This window comes from Kocuria rosea subsp. polaris, assembly GCF_001483755.1.
GTDB classification, from domain to species: Bacteria; Actinomycetota; Actinomycetes; order Actinomycetales; family Micrococcaceae; genus Kocuria; species Kocuria cellulosilytica.
The window spans coordinates 36642-62398 of sequence record NZ_LQBK01000005.1; the positions used below are offsets into that span (position 1 = coordinate 36642).

General features: G+C 71.1%; 22 protein-coding genes and 2 tRNA genes. 15 read left to right on the forward strand and 9 right to left on the reverse strand.

Going from position 1 to position 25757, the window contains the following annotated elements:
* Positions 1 to 58: 58 nt before the first annotated feature.
* The 8 genes from AVL61_RS18350 to rpmH form a co-directional block, all read right to left on the reverse strand.
* Positions 59 to 1384, reverse strand: a complete 1326-nt coding sequence (locus AVL61_RS18350) for a ParB/RepB/Spo0J family partition protein (RefSeq protein ID WP_082696988.1) — start codon at positions 1382 to 1384, stop codon at positions 59 to 61.
* 662 nt (positions 1385 to 2046) lie between these two features.
* A complete protein-coding gene (locus tag AVL61_RS05115; protein ID WP_231738280.1) occupies positions 2047 to 2943 on the reverse strand; it encodes a ParA family protein in 897 nt (298 codons plus the stop codon).
* A gap of 324 nt (positions 2944 to 3267) precedes the next feature.
* Positions 3268 to 3939 (reverse strand): 16S rRNA (guanine(527)-N(7))-methyltransferase RsmG, encoded by a 672-nt coding sequence (gene rsmG / locus AVL61_RS05120; protein WP_058873288.1) that lies wholly within the window; start codon positions 3937 to 3939, stop codon positions 3268 to 3270.
* Positions 3939 to 4598: a Jag family protein gene (locus AVL61_RS05125; protein ID WP_058873289.1), complete on the reverse strand. Its 660-nt coding sequence runs from the start codon at positions 4596 to 4598 to the stop codon at positions 3939 to 3941. The genes rsmG and AVL61_RS05125 overlap by 1 nt, the downstream gene beginning before the upstream one ends.
* A gap of 85 nt (positions 4599 to 4683) precedes the next feature.
* A complete protein-coding gene (yidC, locus tag AVL61_RS05130; protein WP_058873290.1) occupies positions 4684 to 5670 on the reverse strand; it encodes a membrane protein insertase YidC in 987 nt (328 codons plus the stop codon).
* Positions 5667 to 6107 carry a membrane protein insertion efficiency factor YidD gene (gene yidD, locus AVL61_RS05135; protein ID WP_058873291.1) on the reverse strand — a complete coding sequence of 147 codons (441 nt, stop codon included), beginning with the start codon at positions 6105 to 6107 and terminating at the stop codon, positions 5667 to 5669. The genes yidC and yidD overlap by 4 nt, the downstream gene beginning before the upstream one ends.
* Positions 6104 to 6517 (reverse strand): ribonuclease P protein component, encoded by a 414-nt coding sequence (rnpA, locus tag AVL61_RS05140; RefSeq protein ID WP_058873292.1) that lies wholly within the window; start codon positions 6515 to 6517, stop codon positions 6104 to 6106. The genes yidD and rnpA overlap by 4 nt, the downstream gene beginning before the upstream one ends.
* A 102-nt stretch (positions 6518 to 6619) precedes the next feature.
* Positions 6620 to 6757, reverse strand: a complete 138-nt coding sequence (gene rpmH, locus AVL61_RS17310) for a 50S ribosomal protein L34 (RefSeq protein ID WP_019181680.1) — start codon at positions 6755 to 6757, stop codon at positions 6620 to 6622.
* A 658-nt stretch (positions 6758 to 7415) separates the two neighbouring features.
* On the opposite strand from rpmH, the gene dnaA reads away from it, so the two are divergent.
* The 11 genes from dnaA to AVL61_RS05190 all read left to right on the forward strand — a co-directional run bounded on the left by dnaA (position 7416) and on the right by AVL61_RS05190 (position 20460).
* Positions 7416 to 8999 (forward strand): chromosomal replication initiator protein DnaA, encoded by a 1584-nt coding sequence (gene dnaA / locus AVL61_RS05145; RefSeq protein WP_058873380.1) that lies wholly within the window; start codon positions 7416 to 7418, stop codon positions 8997 to 8999.
* A 630-nt stretch (positions 9000 to 9629) separates the two neighbouring features.
* Positions 9630 to 10754 (forward strand): DNA polymerase III subunit beta, encoded by a 1125-nt coding sequence (gene dnaN, locus AVL61_RS05150; RefSeq protein WP_058873293.1) that lies wholly within the window; start codon positions 9630 to 9632, stop codon positions 10752 to 10754.
* 36 nt (positions 10755 to 10790) lie between these two features.
* Entirely contained in the window at positions 10791 to 12008 is a 1218-nt protein-coding gene (gene recF / locus AVL61_RS05155) for a DNA replication/repair protein RecF (protein WP_058873294.1), read from the forward strand.
* Positions 12008 to 12715: a DciA family protein gene (locus tag AVL61_RS05160; protein ID WP_408669409.1), complete on the forward strand. Its 708-nt coding sequence runs from the start codon at positions 12008 to 12010 to the stop codon at positions 12713 to 12715. Before recF ends, AVL61_RS05160 begins: the two co-directional genes overlap by 1 nt.
* 351 nt (positions 12716 to 13066) lie before the next feature.
* Entirely contained in the window at positions 13067 to 15154 is a 2088-nt protein-coding gene (gene gyrB / locus AVL61_RS05165) for a DNA topoisomerase (ATP-hydrolyzing) subunit B (protein ID WP_058873295.1), read from the forward strand.
* Between the two features lie 90 nt (positions 15155 to 15244).
* Complete coding sequence (gene gyrA / locus AVL61_RS05170; protein ID WP_058873296.1) at positions 15245 to 17938, forward strand: DNA gyrase subunit A; 2694 nt, start codon at positions 15245 to 15247, stop codon at positions 17936 to 17938.
* Positions 17935 to 18549 carry a DUF3566 domain-containing protein gene (locus AVL61_RS17315; RefSeq protein WP_082696975.1) on the forward strand — a complete coding sequence of 205 codons (615 nt, stop codon included), beginning with the start codon at positions 17935 to 17937 and terminating at the stop codon, positions 18547 to 18549. Before gyrA ends, AVL61_RS17315 begins: the two co-directional genes overlap by 4 nt.
* A 93-nt stretch (positions 18550 to 18642) precedes the next feature.
* Positions 18643 to 18716, forward strand: a tRNA-Ile gene (locus tag AVL61_RS05180).
* A gap of 32 nt (positions 18717 to 18748) precedes the next feature.
* Positions 18749 to 18871 carry a hypothetical protein gene (locus AVL61_RS18585; RefSeq protein ID WP_269433307.1) on the forward strand — a complete coding sequence of 41 codons (123 nt, stop codon included), beginning with the start codon at positions 18749 to 18751 and terminating at the stop codon, positions 18869 to 18871.
* A 12-nt stretch (positions 18872 to 18883) separates the two neighbouring features.
* Positions 18884 to 18959: transfer RNA gene (locus AVL61_RS05185), tRNA-Ala, on the forward strand.
* 181 nt (positions 18960 to 19140) lie between these two features.
* Positions 19141 to 20460, forward strand: a complete 1320-nt coding sequence (locus AVL61_RS05190) for an Nramp family divalent metal transporter (RefSeq protein WP_058873297.1) — start codon at positions 19141 to 19143, stop codon at positions 20458 to 20460.
* A gap of 76 nt (positions 20461 to 20536) precedes the next feature.
* Here the strand turns inward: AVL61_RS05190 and AVL61_RS05195 are convergent, their stop codons facing one another.
* Positions 20537 to 21409 carry a hypothetical protein gene (locus AVL61_RS05195; protein ID WP_058873298.1) on the reverse strand — a complete coding sequence of 291 codons (873 nt, stop codon included), beginning with the start codon at positions 21407 to 21409 and terminating at the stop codon, positions 20537 to 20539.
* A 159-nt stretch (positions 21410 to 21568) separates the two neighbouring features.
* Between AVL61_RS05195 and AVL61_RS05200 the strand changes: the two genes are divergently transcribed.
* From AVL61_RS05200 to AVL61_RS05215, 4 genes are all read left to right on the forward strand, one after another.
* Positions 21569 to 22114 (forward strand): peptidylprolyl isomerase, encoded by a 546-nt coding sequence (locus AVL61_RS05200; RefSeq protein ID WP_058873299.1) that lies wholly within the window; start codon positions 21569 to 21571, stop codon positions 22112 to 22114.
* A gap of 138 nt (positions 22115 to 22252) precedes the next feature.
* Positions 22253 to 23053, forward strand: a complete 801-nt coding sequence (locus AVL61_RS05205; protein ID WP_058873300.1) for a rhomboid family intramembrane serine protease — start codon at positions 22253 to 22255, stop codon at positions 23051 to 23053.
* Between the two features lie 356 nt (positions 23054 to 23409).
* Positions 23410 to 24102 (forward strand): response regulator transcription factor, encoded by a 693-nt coding sequence (locus AVL61_RS05210; RefSeq protein WP_058873301.1) that lies wholly within the window; start codon positions 23410 to 23412, stop codon positions 24100 to 24102.
* 35 nt (positions 24103 to 24137) lie between these two features.
* Complete coding sequence (locus AVL61_RS05215; RefSeq protein WP_058873302.1) at positions 24138 to 25547, forward strand: sensor histidine kinase; 1410 nt, start codon at positions 24138 to 24140, stop codon at positions 25545 to 25547.
* Positions 25548 to 25757 lie beyond the last annotated feature (210 nt).

A 25757-nucleotide genomic window follows, 5' to 3' on the forward strand; every position in this document is an offset into this window, starting at 1 on the left:
GTGCGAGAGCCCCGATGTTCCACGTGGAACATCGGGGCTCTGGCGTACGCGGAGGGTGCTAGTTGCGCTCGATCCCCGGATCCAGCACCTCGATGATGCGGTTCAGGTCCTCCACCGAGGCGAACTCGATGGTCATCTTCCCCTTGCGCGCGCCCAGGGCGATCCGCACGCTCGTGTCCAGCCGGTCCGAGAAGGCGTCCGCGATGTAGTCCAGCCGCTCCTTGTGCCGCCCGGCCGGGGCCGGCGTCCGCTGCGGCTTGCGCTCCCCCGTTCCCGCCAGCTGGACCGCCTCCTCGGTGGCCCGCACGGACAGGCCCTCGGCCACGATCCGCTGTGCGAGCCGTTCCATCTCCGCGGGGTCCGCGAGGGAGAGCAGGGCTCGGGCGTGTCCTGACGAGAGCACACCGGCCGCGACCCGGCGCTGGACGAGGGGCGGCAGCCGGAGCAGGCGGATCGTGTTGCTGATCTGCGGGCGCGAGCGGCCGATGCGCCGGGACAGCTCCTCCTGCGTGGTGCCGAACTCCTCCAGCAGCTGCTGGTAGGCGGCGGCCTCCTCGAGCGGGTTCAGCTGGCTGCGGTGCAGGTTCTCGAGCAGGGCGTCCCGCAGGAGCGCGTCGTCCGCCGTCTCCCGCACGATCGCCGGGATGGTCGCCAGTCCGGCACGCTGAGTGGCCCGCCAGCGGCGCTCACCCATGACGAGCTCGTAGGACTGCTCGCCGTCCTCACGGCTCGAGCGCACCACGATGGGCTGCAGCACGCCCAGCTCGCCGATCGAGTACGCCAGCTCCGCGAGCTCCTCCTCGTCGAACACCTGACGCGGCTGCTTGCGGTTGGGGTGGATCGAGGCGACGGGGATCTCCGCGAAGGTGGCCCCGGGCACTGCGGCCAGCTCCTCGGCCCCCGCGTCCGTTTCACGTGAAACATCCTCGGTCCGGCTCCGGCCGGACGTTGCCGGGCCATTATCGGCCGAGGCGGTCGAGGCCGGCGAGTTCGTCGGGTCCGCCGGGTCCGCCGCACCGCCGGAGGCCGGGGTGGCCGGTTCCGGTGCTTCGGCGCCCTCGTTTCCGGGAGCGTTTTCGGCCGGGCCCTCCGGGGCGCGGGAGCTCGAGTCGGTCTCGAGTTCGGCCGGGATCTCCGACGTCGACCGTTCCGTGCCACTCTTCCCCGCACGGGAACGCCTGGCCGCGCCCTGCCGACCGGCGGCCTGGTCGGCGGACGCGGCCGTTCCACGTGAAACATCCGCCGAAGCGTCCGTGGCAGCAGTCTCGCTCGGGACCTCGGTGGCCGTCGTCTCGGTCGAGGCCGAGGGCTCCGGCGTCGGAGCGGCAGGTGCCGATGCGGCGCCGTCGGCCTCGGGCGTGGCGCCGGACGGCAGGAAGAACATGTCGGACGGCCGGCTCACGAGCGTGGTGTTGCGCAGGGCCTCGCCCATGTCCATCCGCGCCTTCATGGCCTTCTGCCGTGCTGCCGGGCTGACGGTCCGCCCGCGTCCGCCGGCTGCCGGGCGCTTGGGCCCGCCTGTCGGCTCGGCCGGGTCCGGTGCCTCGTCCCCGGACGACTGTCGCGGTTCCGCCGAGGCCGGCTTCCGCGTGCTGCTGTCCGCCCTGCCGCCGCTCGCCCGGCGGGGGAATTCTCCGGACCCCGGATCCTTGTCCGCCGTGCCGGCGTCCGCGGGGGAGACGTCCTCCGGTGTCGGCGCAGCCGTGGTCGCTGGCGTTTCACGTGAAACACGCGTCGTCCCGCCGACGGGGGGAGCGGTCTCGGAGCCGGCCGGCGGGGTCGAAGGAGTGCCGGCGCCCGGTTCCTCCCGCTCGGCGGTCTCCGCCGCGGGCGCGCTCGGAATGAGCGCCCCCAGTCCTCGGCCCAGACCACGTCGTCGTTCGCTCACGGTGTTCCTCTCCTTCGCCCGGCAATCCGGACAATTCTAGCGGAGCAGCACGGGTCCGAATGCCGTTCCACGTGGAACGGCGCGACGCCCGCGGTCCCGTCCGGGGACAGCACGACGCCCGCCTCCGGGGGAGACGGGCGTCGGGCGGGTGGAGCCGGTCAGCGCTGGGGTCGCTGGGCGATCTCGGCGGCGGCCTCCAGATAGGACAGGGCACCCGTGGAACTCGGGTCGTAGCTGATGACGCTCTGCTGGTAGCTGGGCGCCTCGGAGATCCGCACCGACCGGGGGATCATGGTCTCCAGGACCTCCGCGGGGAAGTGGTTGCGCACCTCGTCGGCCACCTGGGAGGCGAGGTTGGTGCGGCCGTCGTACATGGTCAGCAGGATGGTCGAGACCGACAGCTCCGGGTTCAGGTGCTTCTGGATCATCTCGATGTTCTTCAGCAGCTGGCTGAGCCCCTCGAGCGCGTAGTACTCGCACTGGATGGGGATCAGCACCTCGGTGGCCGCGACGAACGCGTTGAGCGTGAGCAGTCCGAGGCTCGGTGGGCAGTCGATGAAGACGTAGTCCAGCCGCGGCAGGCCGTCCGTCTCCCGCTGACGGGCGTAGGCCTCGATCGCACGGCGGAGCCGGTGCTCGCGCGCGACCATGGAGACGAGCTCGATCTCCGCGCCGGCCAGGTCGATGGTGGCGGGGACCACCCACAGGTTCTCCGCCTCTGCGGAGGGCTTCACCACGTCGGCGATGGGCATCTCGTCGATGAGGACGTCGTACGTGCTGTCGACCTCGGAGCTGTGCTCCACGCCGAGAGCAGTCGACGCGTTCCCCTGGGGATCGTTGTCGATCACGAGCACGTTCTGCCCCTGCCGGGCCAGCGCCACAGCGAGGTTCACCGACGTGCTGGTCTTGCCCACGCCGCCCTTCTGGTTGCTGATCGTGAAGATCCGCGTTGCGGCGGGCTTCTCCAGCTGGACCTTCTTCAGCCTGGCGCGTCGCCTGGTCTCCTCCACGAGCTTCCTCCCCAGCGGCGTGTCCTCCGCCATCGTTGTGGTCATCTTGGGCAGCTGTCCGTCCGTTTCACGTGAAACACGAGTACCCCGGTCCGGAACAACCTTGATCGATTGATCAGAGGGATCGGGGGGAAACTCGGCGTCGAAGCCTCGGGGACTTCCCGCGCCGTCGTCGATCGGCATCTGACTGCGCACCTTCCCGGTTCGTCTCGAACTCGTTCCGTCGGAGCACGTCTCCCGCGGGGGAGAGGCGCCTGGGGTCGCACCGCAGGTCAGGTAGCCCTCGACCCGGGGCCGAGCGCGGCGCCCCGCCCGTGGCACACTCCGCCCAGCCTACCGCCGCCGCCGGACGTCACCGGCGGCGCCGCGTCAGAGCCGGACCCGGACCACCGTGGTCGGCTCCTCGAGCAGTTCCTGCCCGGCCGTCACGATCTCGGTGGACCGGGCGCCCAGCCGGTCCAGCTTCTTCTGCGCCCTGCGCACCTCGTCCGCCGCCGACCGTCCCTTGAGGGCGAGGAGCTCGCCCGTGCCCCGCAGCAGCGGCAGGGTGATGTCCACGAGACCCACCAGCGCCGACACCGCCCGAGCCGTGACCACGTCCACCTCGCCGACCTCCTCCTTGGCCTGCTCCGCTCGGGCGCGCAGCACCCGCACGTTGCTGAGCCCCAGGTCGGCCACGACCTCGTCGAGCCACTGGACGCGCCGCTCCAGCGGCTCGATGAGCGTGATCCGCAGATCGGGGCGCGCCAGGGCGAGGCAGAGTCCGGGCAGTCCGGCGCCCGAGCCCACGTCCGCCACCCGTGCGTCCTGCGGGATGCACTCCTCCACCACGGCGCAGTTGAGCACGTGGCGGCTCCAGAGCCGCGGCACCTCACGCGGGCCGATGAGCCCCCGGACGATGCCCGAGGACGCCAGGTGCGCCACGTAGCGCTCGGCCAGCGGCAGCCGCTCGCCGAACAGCCGCTCGGCGGCGCGCCGCTCCCGGGCGTCCGGGAGCGGCGGGTCCTGCGGGGCGGGGGAGGGGCGCCGGTCCTCGGCCATCAGCCCTGCGGGACGGACACGACGATGTGCCGTGCCGCCCCCTCGCCCTCGGACTCGCTGACGAGCCCCTGCTCGGCGACCACGTCGTGCACGATCTTGCGCTCGTAGGCCGAGAGCGGATCGAGGTGCACGCGCTCCCCGGACTGCCGGGCCTCGCGCACGGCGGAGAGCGCCAGGTCCTGGAGCTCGTCCGCCCGGCGGCGGCGGTAGCCGCCGATGTCGAGGACGAGCCGGGACCGGCGGTCGGTGGCGGCGAGGACGGCGAGCCGCAGCAGCTCCTGGAGGGCCTCGAGGACCTCCCCGTCCGCACCGACCAGCACCGCGAGTCCCTCGTCGTCGTCCCCGTCGGCCACGACCGACAGGTAGGTGCGGCCGTCGCGGACCTCGATGTCGATGTCGCCGTCGAGGTCGGCCGTGTCGAGCAGCTCCTCGAGGTAGTCGGCGGCGATCTCGCCCTCCTCCTCGAGCGGGTCGGCCGCGGCGCCGTCCTCGGCGCCGCTGTCGGCGGGCTCCTGCCCGGCCTCCGGCCGGCCGGCGTCCTGCGCCCCCGGCTCCTGCGCGGAAGCGCTCTCCGTCCGCGCGCCGCGCTCGGCGTCGTCGGCCGGCACGGGGTGCTGCACGTCGTCGGCGTCCTGGGTGGTCTGCCGGATGTCGGTCATGTCGTCTCCTGGGGCCGTGGAAGCACGGGGCCGGTCGTGCCGGTCCCGTGCGGGGCGGGGGTCGAGCCGGATCGACCGGCGGGGGTCATCGTGCCTGTTTGCGCTTCGCCTGCTGCTTCTGACGCTTCTTGCCGACGGGCTGCTGACGCTGTCCCGCGGCGGCACGGGCGCGCTGCTCCTCGACCTCGGCCTCGTGCTCCTCCTGCGTCTTGCCGAGCGGGGGGAGACCCTTGGCGGCGCGGCGCTCGTTGAGCTCCTGCTCGGCCTGCGAACCCGGCGTGGGGTTGTTGCGGATGACCCACCACTGCTGGCCCATGGACCAGAGGTTGGAGACGGTCCAGTAGATGAGGACGCCGATGGGGAAGTTGATGCCGCCGATCGCGAAGACCAGGGGGAACAGGTACAGCATCATCTGCTGCTGGCGGTACATGGGGGAGGCCTTGGCGGTCTCGCTCATGTTCTTGGCCGTCAGCTGCTTCTGCGTGAAGAACTGCGAGGCGGACATCGCGATGATCATCACGATCGCCAGGAGGATCGTGGCCACGTGGTTGCCGTCGCCCGGGTTGAGCAGCGTGGAGAACAGCGGGGCGCCGAAGAAGGTCGCCTCGTTGAAGGACTCCACGGTCGCGGCGTCCAGGACGTGCACTCCCTCGCCCGCCGCCGCGGAGCCCGGAACACCGTTGAGGACCTGGAACAGGCCGAAGAAGATCGGCATCTGCACCAGGATGGGCAGGCAGGCGGAGAACGGGTTGGAGCCGTGACTCTTGTACAGCTCCATCTGCTCCTGGGCCATGGCCTGCCGGGACAGCTGGTCCTTCTTGCCCTTGTACTTGGCCTGCAGCTTCGCCATCTCCGGCTGCAGCTCCTGCATGCCGCGCATGGACTTGATCTGCTTGAGGAACAGCGGGATGGTCAGCGTGCGCATGACCAGGGTCAGGCCCACGATGCACAGCACCCAGGTGATGCCGGCGGCGGGGTCCATCCCGATGGCGGTGAGCAGCTCGTGGAACACCCACAGCACGGCGGAGACGACCCACCTGAAGGGGAAGAGGATCATTTCGAACAGGTTCATGGGGAAGGCTCTCCTTGGGCCGCGGGACCGGTGTCCCCGGCGGGGTGGTGCTGGTGGCGCTCGGCAAGGGTGGGATGGTTCAGCAGGACGATCCGGGGAAGGGACGCGAAGTCGGGGAAGACCCGGCCGCCGTCCGGGACCCTGTCGATCCCACCCGCCGCCCAGGGATGGCAGCGGAGGAGCCTGCGGACGCTGAGGCCCAGGCCGCGCACGGCGCCGTGCACCGTGACGGACTCGAGCGCGTAGGCCGAGCAGGAGGGGAAGTACCGGCAGACGTCCCCGTACAGGGGGGAGACGATGGTCCGGTAGAGCTTGAGGCCCGCGATGAGCGCGTTCTGCGGCAGGAACCAGAGGACCTGCCACGCCGACGCCGGGCGGACGAACTCGTGGGGAGCCGCCGCAAGGAGGTCCTCGGGTGCGTGAGCGTGCTCGCTCATGACTCCGGCTCCTCCCGTGCGGGTCGTCGGTCTTCTGCGGTGGTGCTCGCCCCGGCGGCCCCGGGGAGCCCGGCCCGCGCGGAGGCCGTCCGCCACGCCTTCGCGTAGTCGGCGGCCAGCTCCGCCCAGTCCGCGCGCGAGGCGGGCGGCAGTGCGCGCACCACGACGTCGTAACCGTACGGCGCCTGCCTGACCGTGGTCTGGGCGAGCTCCCGGAGGCGCCGCTTGACCTTGTTGCGGCGCACGGCGTTGCCCACGGCCTTCGAGACGACGAACCCGAACCGGGCCGGCGCGCCCTCGTCGGTGGGACGCACATAGACGACGACGTTCCGGCGCCCGTTGCGGGCGCCGGAACGCGTGGTGGCCGAGAACTGGACCGAGGTCCGGATCCGGTGCTGGTCAGGCAGCACGGTCCCGCTCCTGCCGGGCCGGCCGTTCAGGCGGCTCCGGCACGACGACGACCGCCCGTCGCGGGGCGGTCGTCGGGAGCGCCGGCGCCGACACGGGCCGGCTCAGGCGGAGAGCTCGGTGCGGCCCTTGCTGCGGCGGGCGGCGAGGATGGCGCGACCGGCGCGGGTGCGCATCCGGGCACGGAAGCCGTGCTTCTTGGCGCGACGGCGGTTATTCGGCTGAAAAGTCCGCTTGCTCACTGGTTACTCCAAAGGCGTCAGGGTGTGCGCCCGTCCTCGTGCTCGCCGCACCGGGTTCGGGGCGGACGAGACGGACGGTCACAGCGGTGCTGGTGGATGCGTCCGAGCATGCGGATGGGCATGACGGTGGACACAAAAGACTGTCTCACCCTAGACAATGGGCAGGGGCCGGTCAAATCCGCGGTGGGTGGCCACATGCCCCGGCGCCGGATCGCGGAGAGCGGGACTGCCGGGGAGGACGCGGTATCGGGAGCTGTTCGGTGCTGGAACGGGCGCCGGGACGCCCGGTGCCGCTGTGCAGTGCACATCCTACCCACAGCTGTGCACGGATCTTTCTCACATCCTGTGGAAAACCGGTCCCGCTCCCGCCGCGGAACGGCGCGGATCGGGGCCCGAACTACACACCTGTAGTTCCCGGAGGGCCTGAAAAACGGCTATGAACTGGTCTGACGCATGTTCTAGGCTGGCACTCGCGGCTGGCCCCCGACAGCTTTTCCACCGTTGTGAACAACGCTGTGGACAAGATCCCCGCCGAGGGGCCGGGACGATCCGTCCACCGCCTCGTCATCCCGACGACATCTCGACGACAGCAGGAGTACGTGTGGGCACGCAGGACAATCAGGCGCTCAGTGCGCAGTGGGCGGAATGCGTGCAGTACATGTACGAGGACCCCATGACCACGGGGCGCTACCGGGGGTTCATCTCCCTGGCGCAGCCCCAGGGCCTCATCGGCACCACGCTGCTCGTCGCGGTCCCCAACGAGCTGACCCGCGAGTTCTTCCAGAACCAGATGGCGTCCGTGCTCCGGTCCTCCGTGGGCCGCGCCTTCAGCCCCGAGACGCTCGTGGCCTTCGTCGTGGATGCCGACCTCGAGACCGCTCCCGCGCCGGAGCCCGGCGCCGCGGCGCCGGGTGCGGCGCTGCCCCCGATCAGCGAGCTCGAGGCGGAGCGCAACCGCACCGACCTGCCCGCCCGGGCCGACCACGCCGACACCGCCGACACGGTGGGCGTCGACCGGCGGACCGCGGGCCTCGACCAGCTGCCCGTGGGGCTCGCGGCTCCGGCCGCGGAGCCGGCGTCCCGCTCCGGCCTGGGCACCGCCGACCGGACCCTGCCCCCGCCGCGGGACCCGCAGGCCGCCCCGCCCCGCCGGCCCGTGCAGGACACCGGCACCGCCCCGGCCGTGGTGGGGGAGTGGGACAGCTCCGCACGGCTGAACCCGAAGTACGTCTTCGACTCGTTCGTGATCGGCCAGTCCAACCGGTTCGCCCACGCCGCGGCGTTCGCGGTGGCCGAGACGCCGGCCAAGGCCTACAACCCCCTCTTCATCTACGGGGAGTCCGGCCTGGGCAAGACCCACCTGCTCCACGCGATCGGCCACTACGCCAAGCGCCTCTACCCGCAGGTGCGGGTGCGGTACGTGAACTCGGAGGAGTTCACCAACGACTTCATCAACTCGATCCGCGACGACGAGGGCTCCTCCTTCAAGGAGATCTACCGCAACGTGGACATGCTGCTGATCGACGACATCCAGTTCCTCGCGGGCAAGGAGCACACGCAGGAGGAGTTCTTCCACACCTTCAACGCGCTGCACAACCACGAGAAGCAGATCGTGATCACCTCCGACATGCCGCCCAAGCAGCTCACCGGCTTCGCCGAGCGGATGCGCTCCCGCTTCGAGTGGGGCCTGATCACCGACGTGCAGCCGCCGGAGCTCGAGACGCGCATCGCGATCCTGCGCAAGAAGGCCACCAGCGAGGGCATGGACGCCCCTGACGACGTGCTCGAGTACATCGCCTCCCACATCTCCACCAACATCCGCGAGCTCGAGGGCGCCCTGATCCGGGTCACCGCGTTCGCCTCGCTGAACAAGCAGTCGGTGGACCTGCCCCTGGCCGAGCTGGTGCTCAAGGACCTCATCACCGACGACGGGGCGCAGGAGATCACCGCCGCCTCGATCCTGGCCCAGACCGCGGTCTACTTCGACATCAGCCTCGAGGAGCTCAAGAGCAAGTCCCGCACCCGCACCCTGGTCACCGCCCGGCAGATCGCGATGTACCTGCTGCGCGAGCTCACGGACATGTCCCTGCCGAAGATCGGCCAGGAGCTCGGCGGGCGCGACCACACCACGGTGATGCACGCGGACCGCAAGATCCGCACGCTGATGGCCGAGCGCCGGCAGATCTTCAACCAGGTCACCGAGCTCACCAACCGGATCAAGCAGCAGCAGCGCGAGGGCTGAACCACCCCTCCTCAGCTCCGAAAGTGGCCCGGCGGACTCCCGCCGGGCCACTTTCGTGTAGTTCGTCCACAGGCCCGGGCCGCGGCATCCCGGGCTCGGGAGGACCGTTCTGCACAGGAGATCCGCCCTTGTGGAGCGCCTGTGCACAGGACAGAACCCACACCTGTGGATAAAATTGTGGAATTCCCGCTCCGAGCGGTGGAGAACCTCGGTACAAGTCGGGGGAGGGCTGTGGAACCCGCGGAAACGCGCGGATCTCGTCCACCGGCACCCGGCGTTCCTGTGGTTCGCGAACCACAGGAACTCAACAGGCTCCCGCCGCCCGGGAGCTAGCCGGGAGGCAGTTATCCACAGATTCCACAGCGGTTATTAACACTCCCGTCCTTAAAGAGAGATCCGGCCAAACAACAAGAATCCTGGAGCTCCGACCCCGTCCGGACCGTTCCGGACGGCCGAACCACAAGAACGCCGCCACGGGACGGCCGAATGGCCGTCCCGTGAAACGGACCGATACGATGCAGAGGGCGAAGACACCGTCCGCACCGCTGCACCCGGCGGCGCAGCCGGCACCGGTTCCTGCGGAACCGTGGCTCCGCCCTCCTGGCTCACACTGAAAGGCAGCAACCTCTCGTGAAGTTCTCCGTCGAACGCGATGTTCTCGCCGAGGCCGTCACCTGGACCGCACGGTCCCTCTCTCCTCGGCCCCCGGTTCCCGTGCTGTCCGGCCTGCTCATCCGTGCGGAGGGCGGTTCGCTGTCCATCGCGAGCTTCGACTACGAGATCTCGGCACGGCTGTCGATCAGCGCCGACGTCCAGGAGGAGGGCACCACCCTCGTCTCCGGCCGGCTGCTCGCGGACATCTGCCGCTCGCTGCCCTCCGCCCCAGTCGAGGTGCACGCCGACGAGGGCAAGGTGACCCTGACCTGCCGGTCCTCCCGGTTCAACCTCGCGGCCATGCCCGTGGGCGACTACCCCGAGCTCCCCGCGCTGCCGGACGTCTCCGGCGTGGTGGCCGGCGACGAGTTCGCCCACGCCGTGGCCCAGGTCAACATCGCCGCGAGCAAGGACGACACCCTGCCGATCCTCACCGGCGTCCGGGTGGAGATCGAGGGCGAGAAGATGACGCTGCTCGCCACGGACCGCTACCGGCTCGCGATGCGCGAGCTCACCTGGCGGCCCAGCGCCCAGGACATCTCGACGGCCGCCCTGATCAAGGCCCGCACCCTCAACGACATCGCCAAGACCCTCGGCCCGGCCGGTGACATCAACATCGCGCTGTCCGACTCCGCGGAGCTCGTCGGCTTCGAGTCCGGCGGCCGCCGCACCACGAGCCTGCTCATCGACGGCGAGTACCCCAAGATCCGCTCGCTGTTCCCGGAGCACACGCCGATCACCGCGGCGGTGCGCACCACCGAGCTCGTCGAGGCCGTCCGGCGCGTCTCGCTCGTGGCCGAGCGCAACACCCCCGTCCGCCTGGCCTTCACCCAAGGACAGGTGGCCCTGGACGCCGGGACCGGCGAGGACGCCCAGGCCTCGGAGGTCCTCGACGCGCACCTCACCGGCGACGACATCACCGTGGCCTTCAACCCGACGTACCTGTCCGAGGGCCTGCACGCCTTCGACTCCGACTACGTCCGGTTCTCGTTCACCGCCCCGCCCAAGCCGGCCGTGCTCTCCGCCCAGGCCGAGCCCGAGGGCGAGGACAAGGACGACTACAAGTACCTGCTCATGCCGGTCCGGCTCCCCAGCCAGTGACCGGCCGGCCCGGAACCGGAAGCTGCTGATCCCGGCGTGTTCGTCGACCACCTCTCACTGCTCGACTACCGGACGTATGCCCATCTGGACATACGTCTCGCGCCCGGGACCACCGTGTTCCTGGGGCCGAACGGCGTGGGCAAGACGAACATCGTCGAGGCCCTGGACTACACAGCGGGCCTGTCCTCCCACCGGGTGTCCTCCGACGGACCGCTGATCCGCTTCGGCGCCGAGCGCGCCATCGTCCGCGTCCGGGTGCGGCGGGGCGCTCAGCAGACCGTCCTGGAGCTCGAGCTCAACGACGGCCGCGCCAACCGGGTGCGCATCAACCGGGCCTCCCCGGTGCGGGCGCGGGACGCGCTCGGCATCGTGCGGACCGTGCTGTTCTCGCCGGAGGACCTGGCCCTGGTGAAGGGCGACCCTTCCCACCGCAGGCGTTTCCTCGACGACCTGGCCAAGTCCATGCGCCCCGTCCTCGCCGGCACCCTGGCCGACTACGAGAAGGTCCTCAGGCAGCGCAACGCGCTGCTGAAGTCCGCCCGCCGGAGCGGCCGGTTCACGGACGTCCACCGGTCGACGCTGGCCGCCTGGAACGACCAGTTCGCCCGGGCCGGGGCGGCCATCCTGCACGCGCGCCTGCAGCTCATCGACGCCCTGGCCCCCCAGGTCGCGACCGCCTACGGCCAGCTCACGGACGGGAGCAAGGCGACGACGCTGCGCTACGTCTCCTCGGTGCTGCCCGAGAGCGCGGCCGGGGACGCCGAGCGGCTGCGCGGCTTCAGCCCGGCGGATCTCCACCAGCTGGTCCTCGACGCGTGCGCGGCCGCGGAGCAGCGCGAGCTCGAGCGGGGGCTGACGCTCGTGGGCCCGCACCGCGACGAGCTCGAGCTGCTGCTCGGCGAGGCCCCGGCGCGCGGCTACGCCTCGCACGGCGAGACCTGGTCCTACGCCCTGGCCCTCCGGCTCGGCTCCTGGTACGTGCACCTCGCGGACGACCCCGCGGAGGGCGCGGCGCCGATCCTCGTCCTGGACGACGTGTTCGCGGAGCTCGACGCCCGCCGCCGCAGCCGCCTCGCCGCGATCGTGGCCTCCGCGGAGCAGGTGCTCGTGACCGCCGCGGTCGAGGAGGACCTGCCGGCCGAGCTCGTCGCGGGCCCGCACGACGTGGTCCGGGTGGGCCCCGGCACCGCCGTCCGGGACGACGAGCCGGCGCCCGCCGGCACCGGCCCGGAGCCGGAGGAGGCGTCGTCGTGATCCGGCCGCCGCGCGAGGAGGGCGACCGCCTGGCCCGGGAGCCCGGGGGGACGCCCGGCTCCGGACCGCCCGCCCCCGGAACGGACGTGCCCGGGCGGAATGTGCCCGAGGCGAACGTCGTGCGGATCGAGGACGAGATCGACGCCCCCGCGGCGCTGCTCACCCGGATGCGCCGCGCCGCGGAGGCCCGCGGGGACGGGCGGCTCCACGGCGCGGCCGCGCGGCGCAACCTCAAGGGCTTCGGCGCCGCGATGGAGTCGGCCACCGCGTCCGCCGCCGAGCGCCTGGGCCGCCGGGGCAACGACGTGGACCCGCGGGCGCTCGGCGGGTACTCCGGGGCGGGACGCTCCGCCCGCGACCCCCGGGGCGTCGGCGCGGTGCTGGACGGCCTCGTGTCCGGGCGCGGCTGGAAGTCCCCGGTCGCCGTGGGCTCGGTGCTCGCCCGCTGGGACGAGCTCGTGGGCCCGGGCATCGCCGGGCACTGCCGGCCGGAGAGCTTCGACGAGACCGTGGTGCGCGTGCGCTGCGACTCGACCGCCTACGCCGCGAACCTGCGGCTCATGGTGCCGCAGCTGCTGCGCATGTTCGACGAGCACCTGGGGGAGGGCATCGTCACGCGGATCGAGATCCTCGGCCCCGCGGCCCCGAGCTGGAAGCGCGGCCGCCGCTCGGTGCAGGGCCGCGGTCCCCGGGACACCTACGGCTGACCGGGGACGGCCGGGACCGCTGAGCGGCCTCGTGGCGCGCTGCGGCCCCCCGGGGGCGTCCCGGGGGTCGCGGAGCGCGGAAAAAGTGGTCCTGAGGCCCTTTCCAGGCCGTTCAGAGGGGTCTGGGAGCACCCCGGGGCCACGGTTTTCCGATAGAATCGATCCCAGACAGCAATCGACGGACCGGGCCCCCACGGCCGATGGCGACAACCCCGCCCGCGGCGCGGGCACCCGGAGACGTCGAACCGTTCCGATCCTGCACGAGCCGATGAGCCGCCGAACGTCTCATCGGCGTTCTCTTGTGCTGTCCGGAGCGGGACCGGTGTGCCCAACAGGAGGAGCCAGGAACCCGTGGCAACAGAGGATCCGCAGAAGCGCGAGTACGGTGCCGGTGACATCACCGTCCTGGAAGGTCTCGAGGCCGTCCGCAAGCGTCCCGGCATGTACATCGGCTCGACCGGCCCGCGCGGGCTGCACCACCTCGTGTACGAGGTGGTCGACAACTCGGTCGACGAGGCCCTGGCCGGCTACTGCGACCACATCGAGATCACCCTCCAGGCCGACGGCGGCGTCCGGGTCGTGGACAACGGCCGCGGCATCCCCGTGGACATCCACCCGACCGAGGGCCGGCCCACCGTCGAGGTCGTCATGACGATCCTGCACGCGGGCGGGAAGTTCGGCGGCGGCGGCTACGCCGTCTCCGGCGGTCTGCACGGCGTGGGCATCTCCGTGGTCAACGCGCTGTCCCGGCGCGTCGAGACGGAGGTCCGGCGCCAGGGCCACGTCTGGCGGATGGTCTTCGCCGACGGCGGCATGCCCCAGGGCGAGCTGGTCCGGGGCGAGGAGACCTCGGAGACCGGCACCACCCAGGTGTTCTACCCGGACCCCGGCATCTTCGAGACCGTCGACTTCGACTTCGAGACGCTGCGGGCCCGCTTCCAGCAGATGGCGTTCCTCAACAAGGGCCTGCGCATCACCCTGACGGACGAGCGGGCCCCGGAGGAGTCCGGCGAGGAGATCGCCGGCTCCGCCTCGGACCGCACCGCCGTCCACGCGGACGCCGAGCCGGTCGAGGGCCGCGACGGCGGCACCGACGTGGCCCGGCTCAACCACGAGGACCAGGACGGCTCCGGGCACCGGCGGGTCGTCTACAAGTACGACCACGGCCTGCTCGACTACGTGACGTTCCTGAACACGTCCAAGAAGGCCGACCTCGTCCACGACGACGTCATCGCGCTCGAGTCCGAGGACACGGAGCGCAAGATGTCCCTCGAGCTCGCCATGCAGTGGACCACGGCCTACACCGAGTCGGTGCACACCTACGCGAACACGATCAACACCCACGAGGGCGGCACCCACGAGGAGGGCTTCCGCTCGGCCATGACCTCCCTCGTGAACCGCTACGCCCGGGAGAACAGGCTGCTCCGGGACAAGGACGAGAACCTCACGGGCGACGACGTCCGCGAGGGCCTCACGGCCGTCATCTCGATCAAGCTGGCCGAGCCCCAGTTCGAGGGCCAGACGAAGACCAAGCTCGGCAACTCCGAGGCGAAGACCTTCGTCCAGCGCGAGGTCAACAACCGGTTCGGCGACTGGCTCGAGCGCAACCCGGCCGCCGCACGGGAGATCATCCGCAAGGCCATCAACGCCTCGCAGGCCCGGCTCGCGGCCCGCAAGGCGCGCGAGACCACCCGGCGCAAGGGCCTGCTCGAGTCCGGCGGGATGCCGGGCAAGCTCAAGGACTGCTCGTCCAAGGACCCGTCCCTGTCCGAGATCTACATCGTGGAGGGGGACTCCGCGGGCGGTTCGGCGGTGCAGGGGCGGGACCCCGCCCACCAGGCGATCCTGCCCCTGCGCGGGAAGATCCTCAACGTGGAGCGCGCGCGGCTGGACCGGGCGCTGTCCAACGCCGAGGTCCAGTCGATGATCACCGCCTTCGGCGCGGGCATCGGCGACGACTTCGACATCGAGAAGGCCCGCTACCACAAGATCGTGCTGATGGCCGACGCCGACGTGGACGGCCAGCACATCACCACGCTGCTGCTGACGCTGCTGTTCCGGTTCATGCGCCCGCTCATCGAGCACGGCTTCGTCTACCTGGCCCAGCCGCCGCTGTACCGGATCAAGTGGTCCAACGCCCCGCACGACTACGTCTACACGGACGCCGAGCGGGACGAGGCGCTGGCGCGCGGGCTCGCCAACAACCAGCGCATCCCCAAGGAGAACGGGATCCAGCGCTACAAGGGTCTCGGCGAGATGGACTACACCGAGCTGTGGGACACCACGATGGACCCCGACCACCGCACCCTGCTGCAGGTGACCATGGAGGACGCCGCCGCGGCGGACCAGATCTTCTCCGTGCTCATGGGCGAGGACGTCGAGTCCCGCCGCGAGTTCATCCAGCAGAACGCCAAGGACATCCGGTTCCTCGACATCTGATCCGCGACATATGTTCCGCTCGGCATGCAACAGCCGGGGGCGGGGCCTGCGCAGGACACCGAGGACCAGCAGACAGAACGGAAAGACCGCATGAGTGACGAGACCCAGGACGGCCGGACCCCCGAGGACGCCGGCCTCGCCGGCGACCTCGAGCACACCCCCGTGCTGACCGACCGCGTGGAGCAGGTGGACCTGCAGACCGAGATGCAGCGGTCCTACCTCGACTACGCCATGGCCGTCATCGTGGGGCGCGCCCTGCCGGACGTCCGCGACGGGCTCAAGCCGGTGCACCGGCGCGTGCTCTACGCGATGTACGACGGCGGCTACCGCCCGGACCGCTCCTTCAACAAGTGCGCCCGCGTGGTGGGTGAGGTCATGGGCCAGTACCACCCGCACGGCGACTCCGCGATCTACGACGCCCTCGTGCGGCTGATCCAGGGCTGGGTGATGCGCTACCCGCTCGCGCTGGGCCAGGGCAACTTCGGCTCCCCGGGCAACGACGGCGCGGCGGCCCCCCGGTACACCGAGACCAAGATGGCGCCCATCGCCATGGAGATGGTCCGGGACATCCACGAGGAGACCGTCGACTTCCAGGACAACTACGACGGCAAGAACCAGGAGCCGTCGGTGCTGCCGTCCCGGTTCCCGAACCTGCTGGTCAACGGCTCCTCCGGGATCGCCGTGGGCATGGCCACCAACATCCCGCCGCACAACCTGCGCGAGGTCGCGGACGGCGTGCAGTGGTACCTCCAGCACCCGGACGTCTCCAACGAGGAGCTGCTCGAGGAGCTCCTGCAGCGGATCAAGGGCCCGGACTTCCCGACCGGCGCGCAGATCCTCGGGCACAAGGGCATCGAGGACGCCTACCGCACGGGGCGGGGCTCGATCGCCATGCGCGCCGTGGTCAGCGTCGAGGAGATCCACAACCGCACCTGCCTGGTGGTCACCGAGCTGCCCTACCAGGCGAACCCGGACAACCTCGCGATGAAGATCGCGGACCTCGTGAAGGACGGCCGGATCACCGGCATCGCCGACATCCGGGACGAGACCTCCGGGCGCACCGGCCAGCGGCTGGTGATCGTGCTCAAGCGCGACGCCGTGGCCAAGGTGGTGCTCAACAACCTCTACAAGCACACGCAGCTGCAGGACAACTTCTCCGCCAACATGCTCGCGCTCGTGGACGGGGTGCCCCGCACCCTGAGCCTCGACGCGTTCATCCGGCACTGGGTCACCCACCAGATGGACGTCATCGTCCGCCGCACGCAGTACCGGCTGCGGCAGGCCGAGGCCGAGGCCCACATCCTGCGGGGCCTGCTCAAGGCGCTCGACGCCCTCGACGAGGTCATCGCGCTCATCCGCCGCTCCCCGACGGCCGACGACGCCCGCACCGGGCTCATGGAGCTCCTGCAGATCGACGAGGACCAGGCGCAGGCCATCCTCAACATGCAGCTGCGCCGGCTCGCGGCCCTCGAGCGGCAGAAGATCCAGGACCGGCACGCGGAGCTCGAGCGGCTCATCGCCGAGTACACCGAGATCATCGCCTCGGAGGAGCGCCAGCGCGGCATCATCTCCTCCGAGCTCGAGGAGATCGTGAGCCGCTTCGGCGACGACCGCCGGTCCGAGATCATGTACGGCTACGACGGCGACATGTCGATGGAGGACCTGATCCCCGAGGAGGAGATGGTCGTCACCATCACCCGCGGCGGATACGTCAAGCGCACCCGCTCCGACCAGTACCGCTCCCAGCGGCGGGGCGGCAAGGGCGTCAAGGGCGCGCAGCTGCGCGGGGACGACGTCGTCGAGCACTTCTTCGTCACCACCACGCACAACTGGATCCTGTTCTTCACGAACCTGGGCCGGGTCTACCGCACCAAGGCGTACGAGCTGCTCGAGGCGGGCCGGGACTCCAAGGGCCAGCACGTGGCGAACCTGATGGCCTTCCAGCCGGGGGAGCGGATCGCGCAGGTCATGGAGCTGCGCTCGTACAGCGACGCCCCGTACCTGGTGCTCGCCACCCGCAAGGGTCTCGTCAAGAAGTCCCGGCTGATGGACTACGACACCAACCGCACGGCCGGGGTGATCGCGATCAACCTGCGCGACGACGACGAGCTGGTCTCGGCTCAGCTCGCCTCCGCGGAGGACGACCTGCTCCTGGTCTCGCGCAACGGCATGTCCCTGCGCTTCACCGCGAGCGACGAGGTGCTGCGGCCCATGGGGCGGGCGACCTCCGGCGTGACCGGGATGAAGTTCCGCGACGGCGACGAGCTGCTGTCCGCCAACGTGGTCACCGACGACGCCTACGTCTTCGTGGTCACCGAGGGCGGCTACGCCAAGCGCACCAAGGTGGAGGAGTACCGGGTGCAGGGCCGCGGCGGCCTCGGCATCAAGGTGGCGAAGCTCGCGGAGCAGCGCGGCCGGCTGGTCGGCGGGATCATCGTGGGGGAGGAGGACGAGGTCCTCGTGGTGATGGAGTCCGGCAAGGTCGTGCGCACCGGCGCCTCCGAGGTCCCGGCCAAGGGCCGCGACACGATGGGCGTGATCTTCGCCAAGCCCGCGCAGGGCGACGCGATCACCGGGGTGGCCCACAACGCGGAGCGGGAGATCGCCGAGGAGGTCGACGCCGAGGCCGTGGCCGAGGTCGACGTCCAGCTCGACGAGACGATGGAGACGGCCGACGTCCTGGACGACGGGGCGGACGACGAGCACGGGTCCGTCCCCGGTTCCGGGGACACGGCGGACGATGAAGTAGCGTTGGACCCGAACAACAACGGAGGTAACGCATGAGCTCGAGTTCCGGCTCCAACGCCGCCGGCAAGTCCGGACGCGCCCCCCTCGCGTCCGCGCCCCGGACGGGGACCGGGGCGCCGTCCGGGACGGCGAGGCCCTCGACGAGCGCCCGGACCGCGCCGAAGCCGGCGAAGTCCGGCTCCGGGCCCGCCAAGCCGGGTGCGGCCAAGCCCGGCTCCGGTGCGGCCAAGAGCACGCGGCCCGCGAGCCCGGCGAAGGGCCTGGTCCGCCCGGCCCCGCGCCCGCGCGTGCGCCGGGCGCGGCTCGTGGTCTCGAAGGTGGACACCTGGTCGGTGCTCAAGCTCGCGTTCCTGCTCTCGGTCGCGCTGGGGATCATCACCGTGGTCGCCGCGGTCGTGCTGTGGATCGTCCTGGACCTCACCGGCCTGTTCGACGGGATCAACGAGCTGCTCGGGATGCTGGGCGGCGCGGGCGGGGCCCTGAACATCAAGGACTTCCTGTCCCTGGGGCAGATCGCGATCTTCGCGACGATCGTCTCCGTGGTCAACGTCATCCTGCTGACCGCGCTCTCGGTGCTCGCCGCGCTGCTGTACAACATCGCGGCGGCCCTCGTGGGCGGCATCGGGCTCACGCTCACGGACGACTGACCGCACGGCCGGCGGAGGCCGGCCCGGTCGCCGTGATTTGGCACGGGTCGGCAACTCCGGTATCGTTTCTTCTCGGTCCGCAAGGGCCGGAAAGGGCGTATAGCTCAGACGGTTAGAGCGCTTCGCTGATAACGAAGAGGTCCCAGGTTCAATTCCTGGTACGCCCACGGTTTCCCTTTCCGCAGGTCAGGAGGCAGGCGTGAACAGGAAAGTGGCTGCGGCGCTCGCCCTGGTCGGGGCATCGGTCGCGGTGCTCACCAAGCTGCGGGAGGCCGACGCCGACAGGTCCGCCTGGGCGGACGCCACCGACGAGGTGGAGTAGCCCGCACACCGCGGGGGCGTGGCGCAACTGGTAGCGCATCTGCTTTGCAAGCAGAGGGTTAGGGGTTCGAGTCCCCTCGCCTCCACCACATCGGATCCCGATCGAGCAGATGCTCGGTCGGGATCTTCTCGTTCCCGGCGAGGTCCCCGTCCCGGGGTCACCGCACGTCGGAGCGCAGATCCCGTGGCAGACTGGGCGCGTCCCCGACCGTCCTCCCGGCGAGTTCCCCGGCCGTTGCCAGGAGAGCCGCCCGGAACCCAGGAGAAGCCATGCCCCGAGACGACTTCGCCGACAAGGCGCTCACTCCCCTGCCGGGCATCGACCCCGGCGAACCGCTCGAGAAGGTCAACGGCTGGAAGGTCGTGGGACCGGGCCTGGTGGTCGCGGCCACCGGGGTGGGCGCCGCGGACCTCGTGGCCACGCTCACGGCCGGCTCCCGGTTCGGCTACGGCCTGCTCTGGGCGGTCGTGCTCGGCACGGTCCTGAAGATCATCCTCGTCGAGGGGGCCGGGCGGTACTCCCTGGCCACCGGACGCACCATCTTCGAGGGCTGGCGCTCCCTGGGCCGGTGGACCACCGTCTACTTCGGGCCGTACATCATCATCTGGGGGTTCGTCTACGGAGCCACCGCCATGTCCTCGGCCGCGCTGCCGCTCGCGGCGCTGTTCCCGGTCCTGCCCCTGTGGGCGTGGGCCGTCTTCATGGGCCTGCTCGGCTTCTTCATGGTCTGGTTCGGCCGCTACGCCCTCGTGGAGCGGCTCGCCGCGCTCATGGTCGGCATCATGTTCGTCGTGGTCGTGGGGCTGGCGATCATCGCGGTCCCGAACGTCCCGGACATGATCACCGGCTTCGTGCCGGTCATCCCGGAGGGTGGGCTGGTCTACACCCTGGCGCTGGCCGGCGGGATCGGCGGCACCATCACCCTGGCCGCCTACGGCTACTGGCTGCGGGAGAAGGGCTGGTACCGGCCGCGCTGGATGCGGGTGATGCAGTTGGACAACGCGGCCGCCTACACCGTCACCGGCATCTTCGTGGTCGCCATGCTCATCGTGGGCGTCGAGGTGCTGTACTCCGCGGGGTACGCGATCAGCGCCGGGGACGAGGGCCTGCTCGAGCTCGGCGAGATCCTCAAGGACCGCTACGGCGACGTCATCGGCACCGCGTTCCTCGTGGGCTTCTGGGCGGCGTCCTTCTCCTCGCTGGTCGGCGTGTGGTCCGGCGTCTCCCTCATGTTCGCCGACTTCTGGGGCAACATCCGCGGCAAGCACAGCGGGCACCCGGACACCGTGACCGGCGGCAAGTACTTCCGCTTCTACCTGCTGTGGCTGACCTTCCCGCCCATGCTCCTGTTCATGCTGGGCCGGCCGGTGTTCCTGATCCTGCTCTACGGCGTGCTGGGCGCCCTGTTCATGCCGTTCCTGGCCCTGACCCTGATCTGGCTGCTCAACACCCGGCGCACGCCCGAGCGCTGGCGCAACGGCGTCTTCACGAACGTGATGCTGGCGGTGTGCGTGGTGCTGTTCACCGTGCTCGGCCTCTACCAGGCGTGGGACACGCTCCAGGACGTCATCGTCTGGTTCCAGGGCTGAGCGCCGGACCCCGCAGACGGACGGAGACCCCCGCTCCCGGAAGGGGAGCGGGGGTCTCCGGTCGATCGGGCGGGGCTCAGGCCTCGTTCTCGTCCTGCTTGCCCTGGATCTGCTCCTTGACCTCGTGGATCGTGGTCTTGGCGTCGTCACCGACGGACTTGGCGTTGTCCTTGACCTCGGAGGCCGCCTCCGAGACACCGCCGGACTGGCCGGCCGGGGTGGTCGCGTCCTTGACGTCGTCGACCTGCACGCCGGTGCCGGCGGCCACGGTGGACTGCTGGGCCACCGGGGACGCGGTCACGCGCGGGGACGTGGCCGCGGGGGTCTTCCAGGGGTCCTCGACGGGGCGCGAGGCCTTCCAGGCGGCCACGCCGGCCACACCGCCGGCGGTGAGCAGGCCCAGCAGCAGCAGGCCCTTGTGGGACTTCTCCGCCTTCTTCTGCTGCCTGGCGTAGTCCTTGGCGACCTTCGCGGCGGCCTTCTTCGCGTTGGCCACGGCCTTCTTGTCGCCCGTGAGCTTCGCGACGATGGCCTCGAGCTGCTCCGGGGTGTCCGCGTCGGCGAACTTGCCGGCGAGCAGGGCGGCGGCACCGGCGTACTTCGCCTGCATCGCGGTGCGGCTCTCGGAGGCCCGGTCGGCGGCCTTCGCGGCCACGGGGCCCGCGGTCTTCGCGGCCTTCGCCGCGACCGGAGCGGTCACCGCGGCAGCCTTCAGCTTCGCGGAGCCGGAGAGCTCGTGGGCGCGGCCCAGTCCCTCCTGCACCTTCGGGCCGGCGGTCGCGACACCGCCGGCGAGGGCCGCGGCGCCCGCCTCGACACCGTGCTGGAGCCGGGGCGCGAGGTCACCGATCTCCTTGGACGCCCACTTGCCGGCGTCCAGGACCCTGCTCTCCGCGGCCTTCTGCGCCGCGACGGCCTTCTTCTCGCTCTTGGACTTCTTGAAGCTCATGAATCCATCCCTCCTCGGGTCGTGACAATCCTTTGTCAGCATACGGGCAGAGCCGTTCCGGCAGGAGGGTGCGCCGCGCAATCCCGGGCCTTTTCACTGTGCGCTGAACCCTGGGACCCCGCCGGGGACGGCCTCCGGGCACCGTGCAAGAATGAGCCCATGACTTCTGCCATTCCCACCGCCAAGGCGACCATCCACACGAACCACGGCGACATCGTCGTGAACCTGTTCGGCAACCACGCCCCGAAGACCGTCAAGAACTTCATCGGCCTCTCGGACGGCACCCAGGAGTGGAGCGACCCGCGCACCGGCGAGAAGCAGACCGGGCCCCTGTACCAGGACGTGGTCTTCCACCGCATCATCCGCGACTTCATGATCCAGGGCGGGGACCCCCTGGGCCAGGGCATCGGCGGACCGGGCTACGAGTTCGACGACGAGATCCACCCCGAGCTGAACTTCAACGAGCCCTACATCCTGGCGATGGCCAACGCCGGCAAGCGCAACGGCAAGGGCACCAACGGGTCCCAGTTCTTCATCACCACCGCCCCCACCACCTGGCTGCAGGGCAAGCACACCATCTTCGGCGAGGTGGCCGACGACGCGTCCCGGAAGGTCGTCGACGAGCTCAACGACGTCCGCACCGGCGCCATGGACCGTCCGGTCGAGGACTGCGTGATCACCTCGATCGACGTCGAGCAGCTCTAGATCCGAGCGACGTCCCCGTCCCGGCGCCGCCGGGACGGGGACCAGCGGCGCAGGCCCGTCCGGAGCGATCCGGGCGGGCCTGCGCCGTTCCCGTCCCGTCCAGCGACCCGGGCCCGGACCGGCCCAGGAGGAGTTCCAGTGAGCGGCGAGCGACCGCAGTACGGCGCGTCCACCGGGGGCGAGACCCCGGTGTGCCCGCGTCATCCCGACCGGCCGGCGTACGTCACGTGCCAGCGCTGCGGCCGTCCGACGTGCCCGGAGTGCCAGCGCACGGCCGCGGTGGGCGTCCACTGCGTCGACTGCGTGCAGGAGGCCGGGCGCTCGCGCCCGGCCGTGCGCACGAGCCTGGGCGGCCGGGCCGCCCGGGGCTCCTCGATGCTCGTCACCTGGTGGCTCATCGGCGCCAACGCGGTGGTCTACGCGCTGCAGTGGCTCCTGCAGGCGGTGGGCGTGAGCCTGCTGCAGCTGTTCGCCTACGCCCCCGTCACCACCACCTCCGAGCCGTGGCGGATGCTCACGAGCGGGTTCCTGCACTCGATGTCGAGCCCGCTGCACCTGCTCCTGAACATGTACATGCTCTACCTGTTCGGGCGGATGCTCGAGCCGGCGCTGGGCCGCGGCCGGTTCCTGCTGCTGTTCCTGCTCTCCGTGCTGGGCGGCTCGGTGGGCGTCCTGCTGCTCTCGCACCCGCTCAGCCTCGTGGTCGGCGCGTCCGGAGGAGTCTTCGGCCTCTTCGGCGCGCTCTTCGTGCTGCAGCGCCACCTGGGGCAGTCCATCACGCCCATCGCGGTGCTGATCGGCGTGAACGTCGTCTTCGGGTTCCTCTTCCCCGGCATCGCCTGGCAGGCGCACCTGGGCGGGCTGCTCACCGGGGCGCTGGTCGCCTTCGGCTACACCGCGGCCACCCGCAGGCGTCGCGGTGCCGGCCGCCGCCGCTGACACCGTCCCCACTGACTCCGTCCCCGCCCCGCCCGTGCGCGCTCGGGCACCGGGGACGGACGGTGTTCTCCACAGGGGTTGTCCCCATCTGTCGACAAGTTGCACCGGTGGAATTCCACACCTGTGATCAACGGTGTGGACAGCGCCGGGGCGGCTTCCACAGCTGTTAATAACGCTGTGGAGAGCGAGCTGTGCACACGGTTCTCCACACCTGTGGACAACTTTGTGCACCGGTTGGGGAGAAGATCGCGGCGCGGCCCGTCCGGAACGGTCTTCTCAACCGATCCTCAGCCCGCGTGCGGAAGACTGGGCCGGGGCGGGACCCTCCGCGCCCACGGACGAGAACGGGAGGACGCGTGCGCGTGCTGCTGGTGGAGGACGAGGCGGACCTCGCGGAGTCGTTGCGCCGCGGCCTCACGAACGAGGGCTTCGTCGTCGACGTCGCCCACGACGGGATCACCGGGGAGTGGCTGGCCCGGGAGAACCCCTACGACGTGGTGGTCCTGGACCTGATGCTGCCGGGCCGGAACGGCTACGCCGTGCTCGAGAACCTGCGGGCCGCCGAGAACTGGGTCCCCGTGCTGATGCTCACGGCCAAGGACGGCGAGTACGACCAGACCGACGCCTTCGACCTCGGCGCCGACGACTACCTCACCAAGCCCTTCAGCTTCCTCGTGCTCGTGGCCCGGCTGCGCGCCCTCATCCGCCGCGGAGCGCCCGAGCGGCCCGTGGTGCTCGCGGTCGGGTCCCTCCGGCTCGACCCCGTCCGCCGGACCGTGACCCGCCGCGGGCAGGCGCTCGAGCTCACCGCGAAGGAGTACGTCATCCTCCAGTACCTGATGCAGAACGCGGAGCAGGTCGTCTCGAAGCACCAGATCATGGACAACGCCTGGGACGCCGGCTTCGAGGGCTCCGAGAACATCGTCGAGGTGTACGTGGGCTACCTGCGCAAGAAGATCGACGCCCCCTTCGGCCTCTCGACGCTGCAGACCGTCCGCGGCATGGGCTACCGACTGGTCGCCGACGAGCCCGGGACACCGGCGGCGTGATCCGCCGCGGAAGGCGTCCCCTCGACCGGTGGGGAGTGCGGGAGCGCAGCACGGCGGCCGCGGCGCTGCTCATCCTCCTCGTGATGGCCGTGGCCGGGGCCGTGCTGCTCGAGGTCCTCAGCCGCGCGGCGGTGGGGGCCGCCCACGACCAGGCCGTGGCCCGCCAGACGGAGATCCTGCGGGACCTGGGTCTGCCGTGGGGGCCGCGCAGCGCCGGGGGCACGGCAGGGGAGACGGCCGTGTTCACGCGGACCGGCCTCGGCGAGCTGATGCTGCGGCTCGGCCGGCCGGGGGTCATCGTGCAGCTCCAGGACGTGGAGGGGCAGGTGGTGGCGGCGTCCCCCGCCAGCGCGCTGGACACGGACCTGTCCGTGCCGGTCCTGGAGCCGGGGGAGTCCTCCGACTCCGCGGCGACCGGGGAGGGGCCGGTGCCCGGGACCGACGACTTCGTGTATGTCGCTCACGGCATGTACATCAACGGGGAGCCCCTGACGCTGACGGTGGCGGTGCCCATGGCGCTGCAGCAGGGCACCCTCCGGACGGTGTCCCTGTTCCTGCTGGTCGGGGGGCCGGCGCTCGCGCTGCTCGGGGCCGCGCTCATGTGGTTCCTCGTCGGCCGCTCCCTCGCCCCGGTGCGGCGCATCACCGGGCAGGTCCGGCGGATCGGGACGGCCCGCCTGGGGGAGCGGGTCGACGTGCCGCCCACCCGGGACGAGATCGCGGAGCTCGCCACCACCATGAACGGGATGCTGGACCGGCTGGAGGCCTCCGACCGCGCCCAGCGCAGGTTCGTCGCGGACGCCTCCCACGAGCTCCGGAGCCCGCTGACCACCCTCACCACCACGATCGAGGTCGCCGCCTCGGACCCGTCCGGGGCGGCGTGGCCGGAGGTCGCCCCCGTGCTCAGGTCCCAGTCCCGCCGGATGGGGCGGCTCGTGGAGGACCTCCTGACCCTCGCCAAGATCGACGACGCCGGACTGCGGCTTCGCACCGCGGACACGGACCTGGACGAGGTGGTCCGGGAGGAGCTCGCCCGGATGCGTCCGGCCTCGCGGCACGAGGTGCGCGTGCAGGTGGACCCCGTGCGGGTGCGCGGGGACGCCAGCCGGCTGCAGCAGGTGGTGCGCAACCTGCTCTCCAACGCGGAGCGGCACGCGGACACCTGGATCGAGGTCTCCCTGCGGGCGGAGGGGGACGAGGCCGTCGTGGACGTGGTCAACGACGGCGACACCATCGCCCCGGAGGACCGGGATCGGGTCTTTGAGCGGTTCGTGCGGCTCGACGACTCCCGGGCGCGGGACACGGGCGGATCCGGACTGGGCCTGGCGATCAGCCGGGAGATCGCCGCGGCCCACGGGGGCACGATCAGCGCGGGCGAGGACCCGCGGGGACACTGCCGCTTCGAGGTGCGCCTCCCGCGGGAGAGCGGGGACGACGGGGGCTGAGCGCCCGGGCGGGCCGGCCACTGCCGTCCAGCGTCCGGCCGCACCTGTTCCCGCTGCTCCGTTCCCGCTGTTCTGTTCCCCCCTCCTCCTCGGGACGGTGCCACCAGGGTGCCCGGCCCGGACGGCACTCCGGTGACCGGAGGGTGGACCGGAGGCGACGGCTGCGCCGCCGGGGACGTCCGCCCGCACGACGACGCCGAGGACCCCGGC

Coding starts and splice junctions, on each gene's coding strand:
- AVL61_RS18350 (WP_082696988.1), bottom strand. CDS start 1,384: ATGTTCTTCCTGCCGTCCGGCGCCACGCCCGAGGCCGACGGCGCCGCA.
- AVL61_RS05115 (WP_231738280.1), bottom strand. CDS start 2,943: ATGACCACAACGATGGCGGAGGACACGCCGCTGGGGAGGAAGCTCGTG.
- rsmG (WP_058873288.1), bottom strand. CDS start 3,939: ATGGCCGAGGACCGGCGCCCCTCCCCCGCCCCGCAGGACCCGCCGCTC.
- AVL61_RS05125 (WP_058873289.1), bottom strand. CDS start 4,598: ATGACCGACATCCGGCAGACCACCCAGGACGCCGACGACGTGCAGCAC.
- yidC (WP_058873290.1), bottom strand. CDS start 5,670: ATGAACCTGTTCGAAATGATCCTCTTCCCCTTCAGGTGGGTCGTCTCC.
- yidD (WP_058873291.1), bottom strand. CDS start 6,107: ATGAGCGAGCACGCTCACGCACCCGAGGACCTCCTTGCGGCGGCTCCC.
- dnaA (WP_058873380.1), top strand. CDS start 7,416: ATGTACGAGGACCCCATGACCACGGGGCGCTACCGGGGGTTCATCTCC.
- gyrA (WP_058873296.1), top strand. CDS start 15,245: ATGAGTGACGAGACCCAGGACGGCCGGACCCCCGAGGACGCCGGCCTC.
- AVL61_RS17315 (WP_082696975.1), top strand. CDS start 17,935: ATGAGCTCGAGTTCCGGCTCCAACGCCGCCGGCAAGTCCGGACGCGCC.
- AVL61_RS05190 (WP_058873297.1), top strand. CDS start 19,141: ATGCCCCGAGACGACTTCGCCGACAAGGCGCTCACTCCCCTGCCGGGC.
- AVL61_RS05195 (WP_058873298.1), bottom strand. CDS start 21,409: ATGAGCTTCAAGAAGTCCAAGAGCGAGAAGAAGGCCGTCGCGGCGCAG.
- AVL61_RS05200 (WP_058873299.1), top strand. CDS start 21,569: ATGACTTCTGCCATTCCCACCGCCAAGGCGACCATCCACACGAACCAC.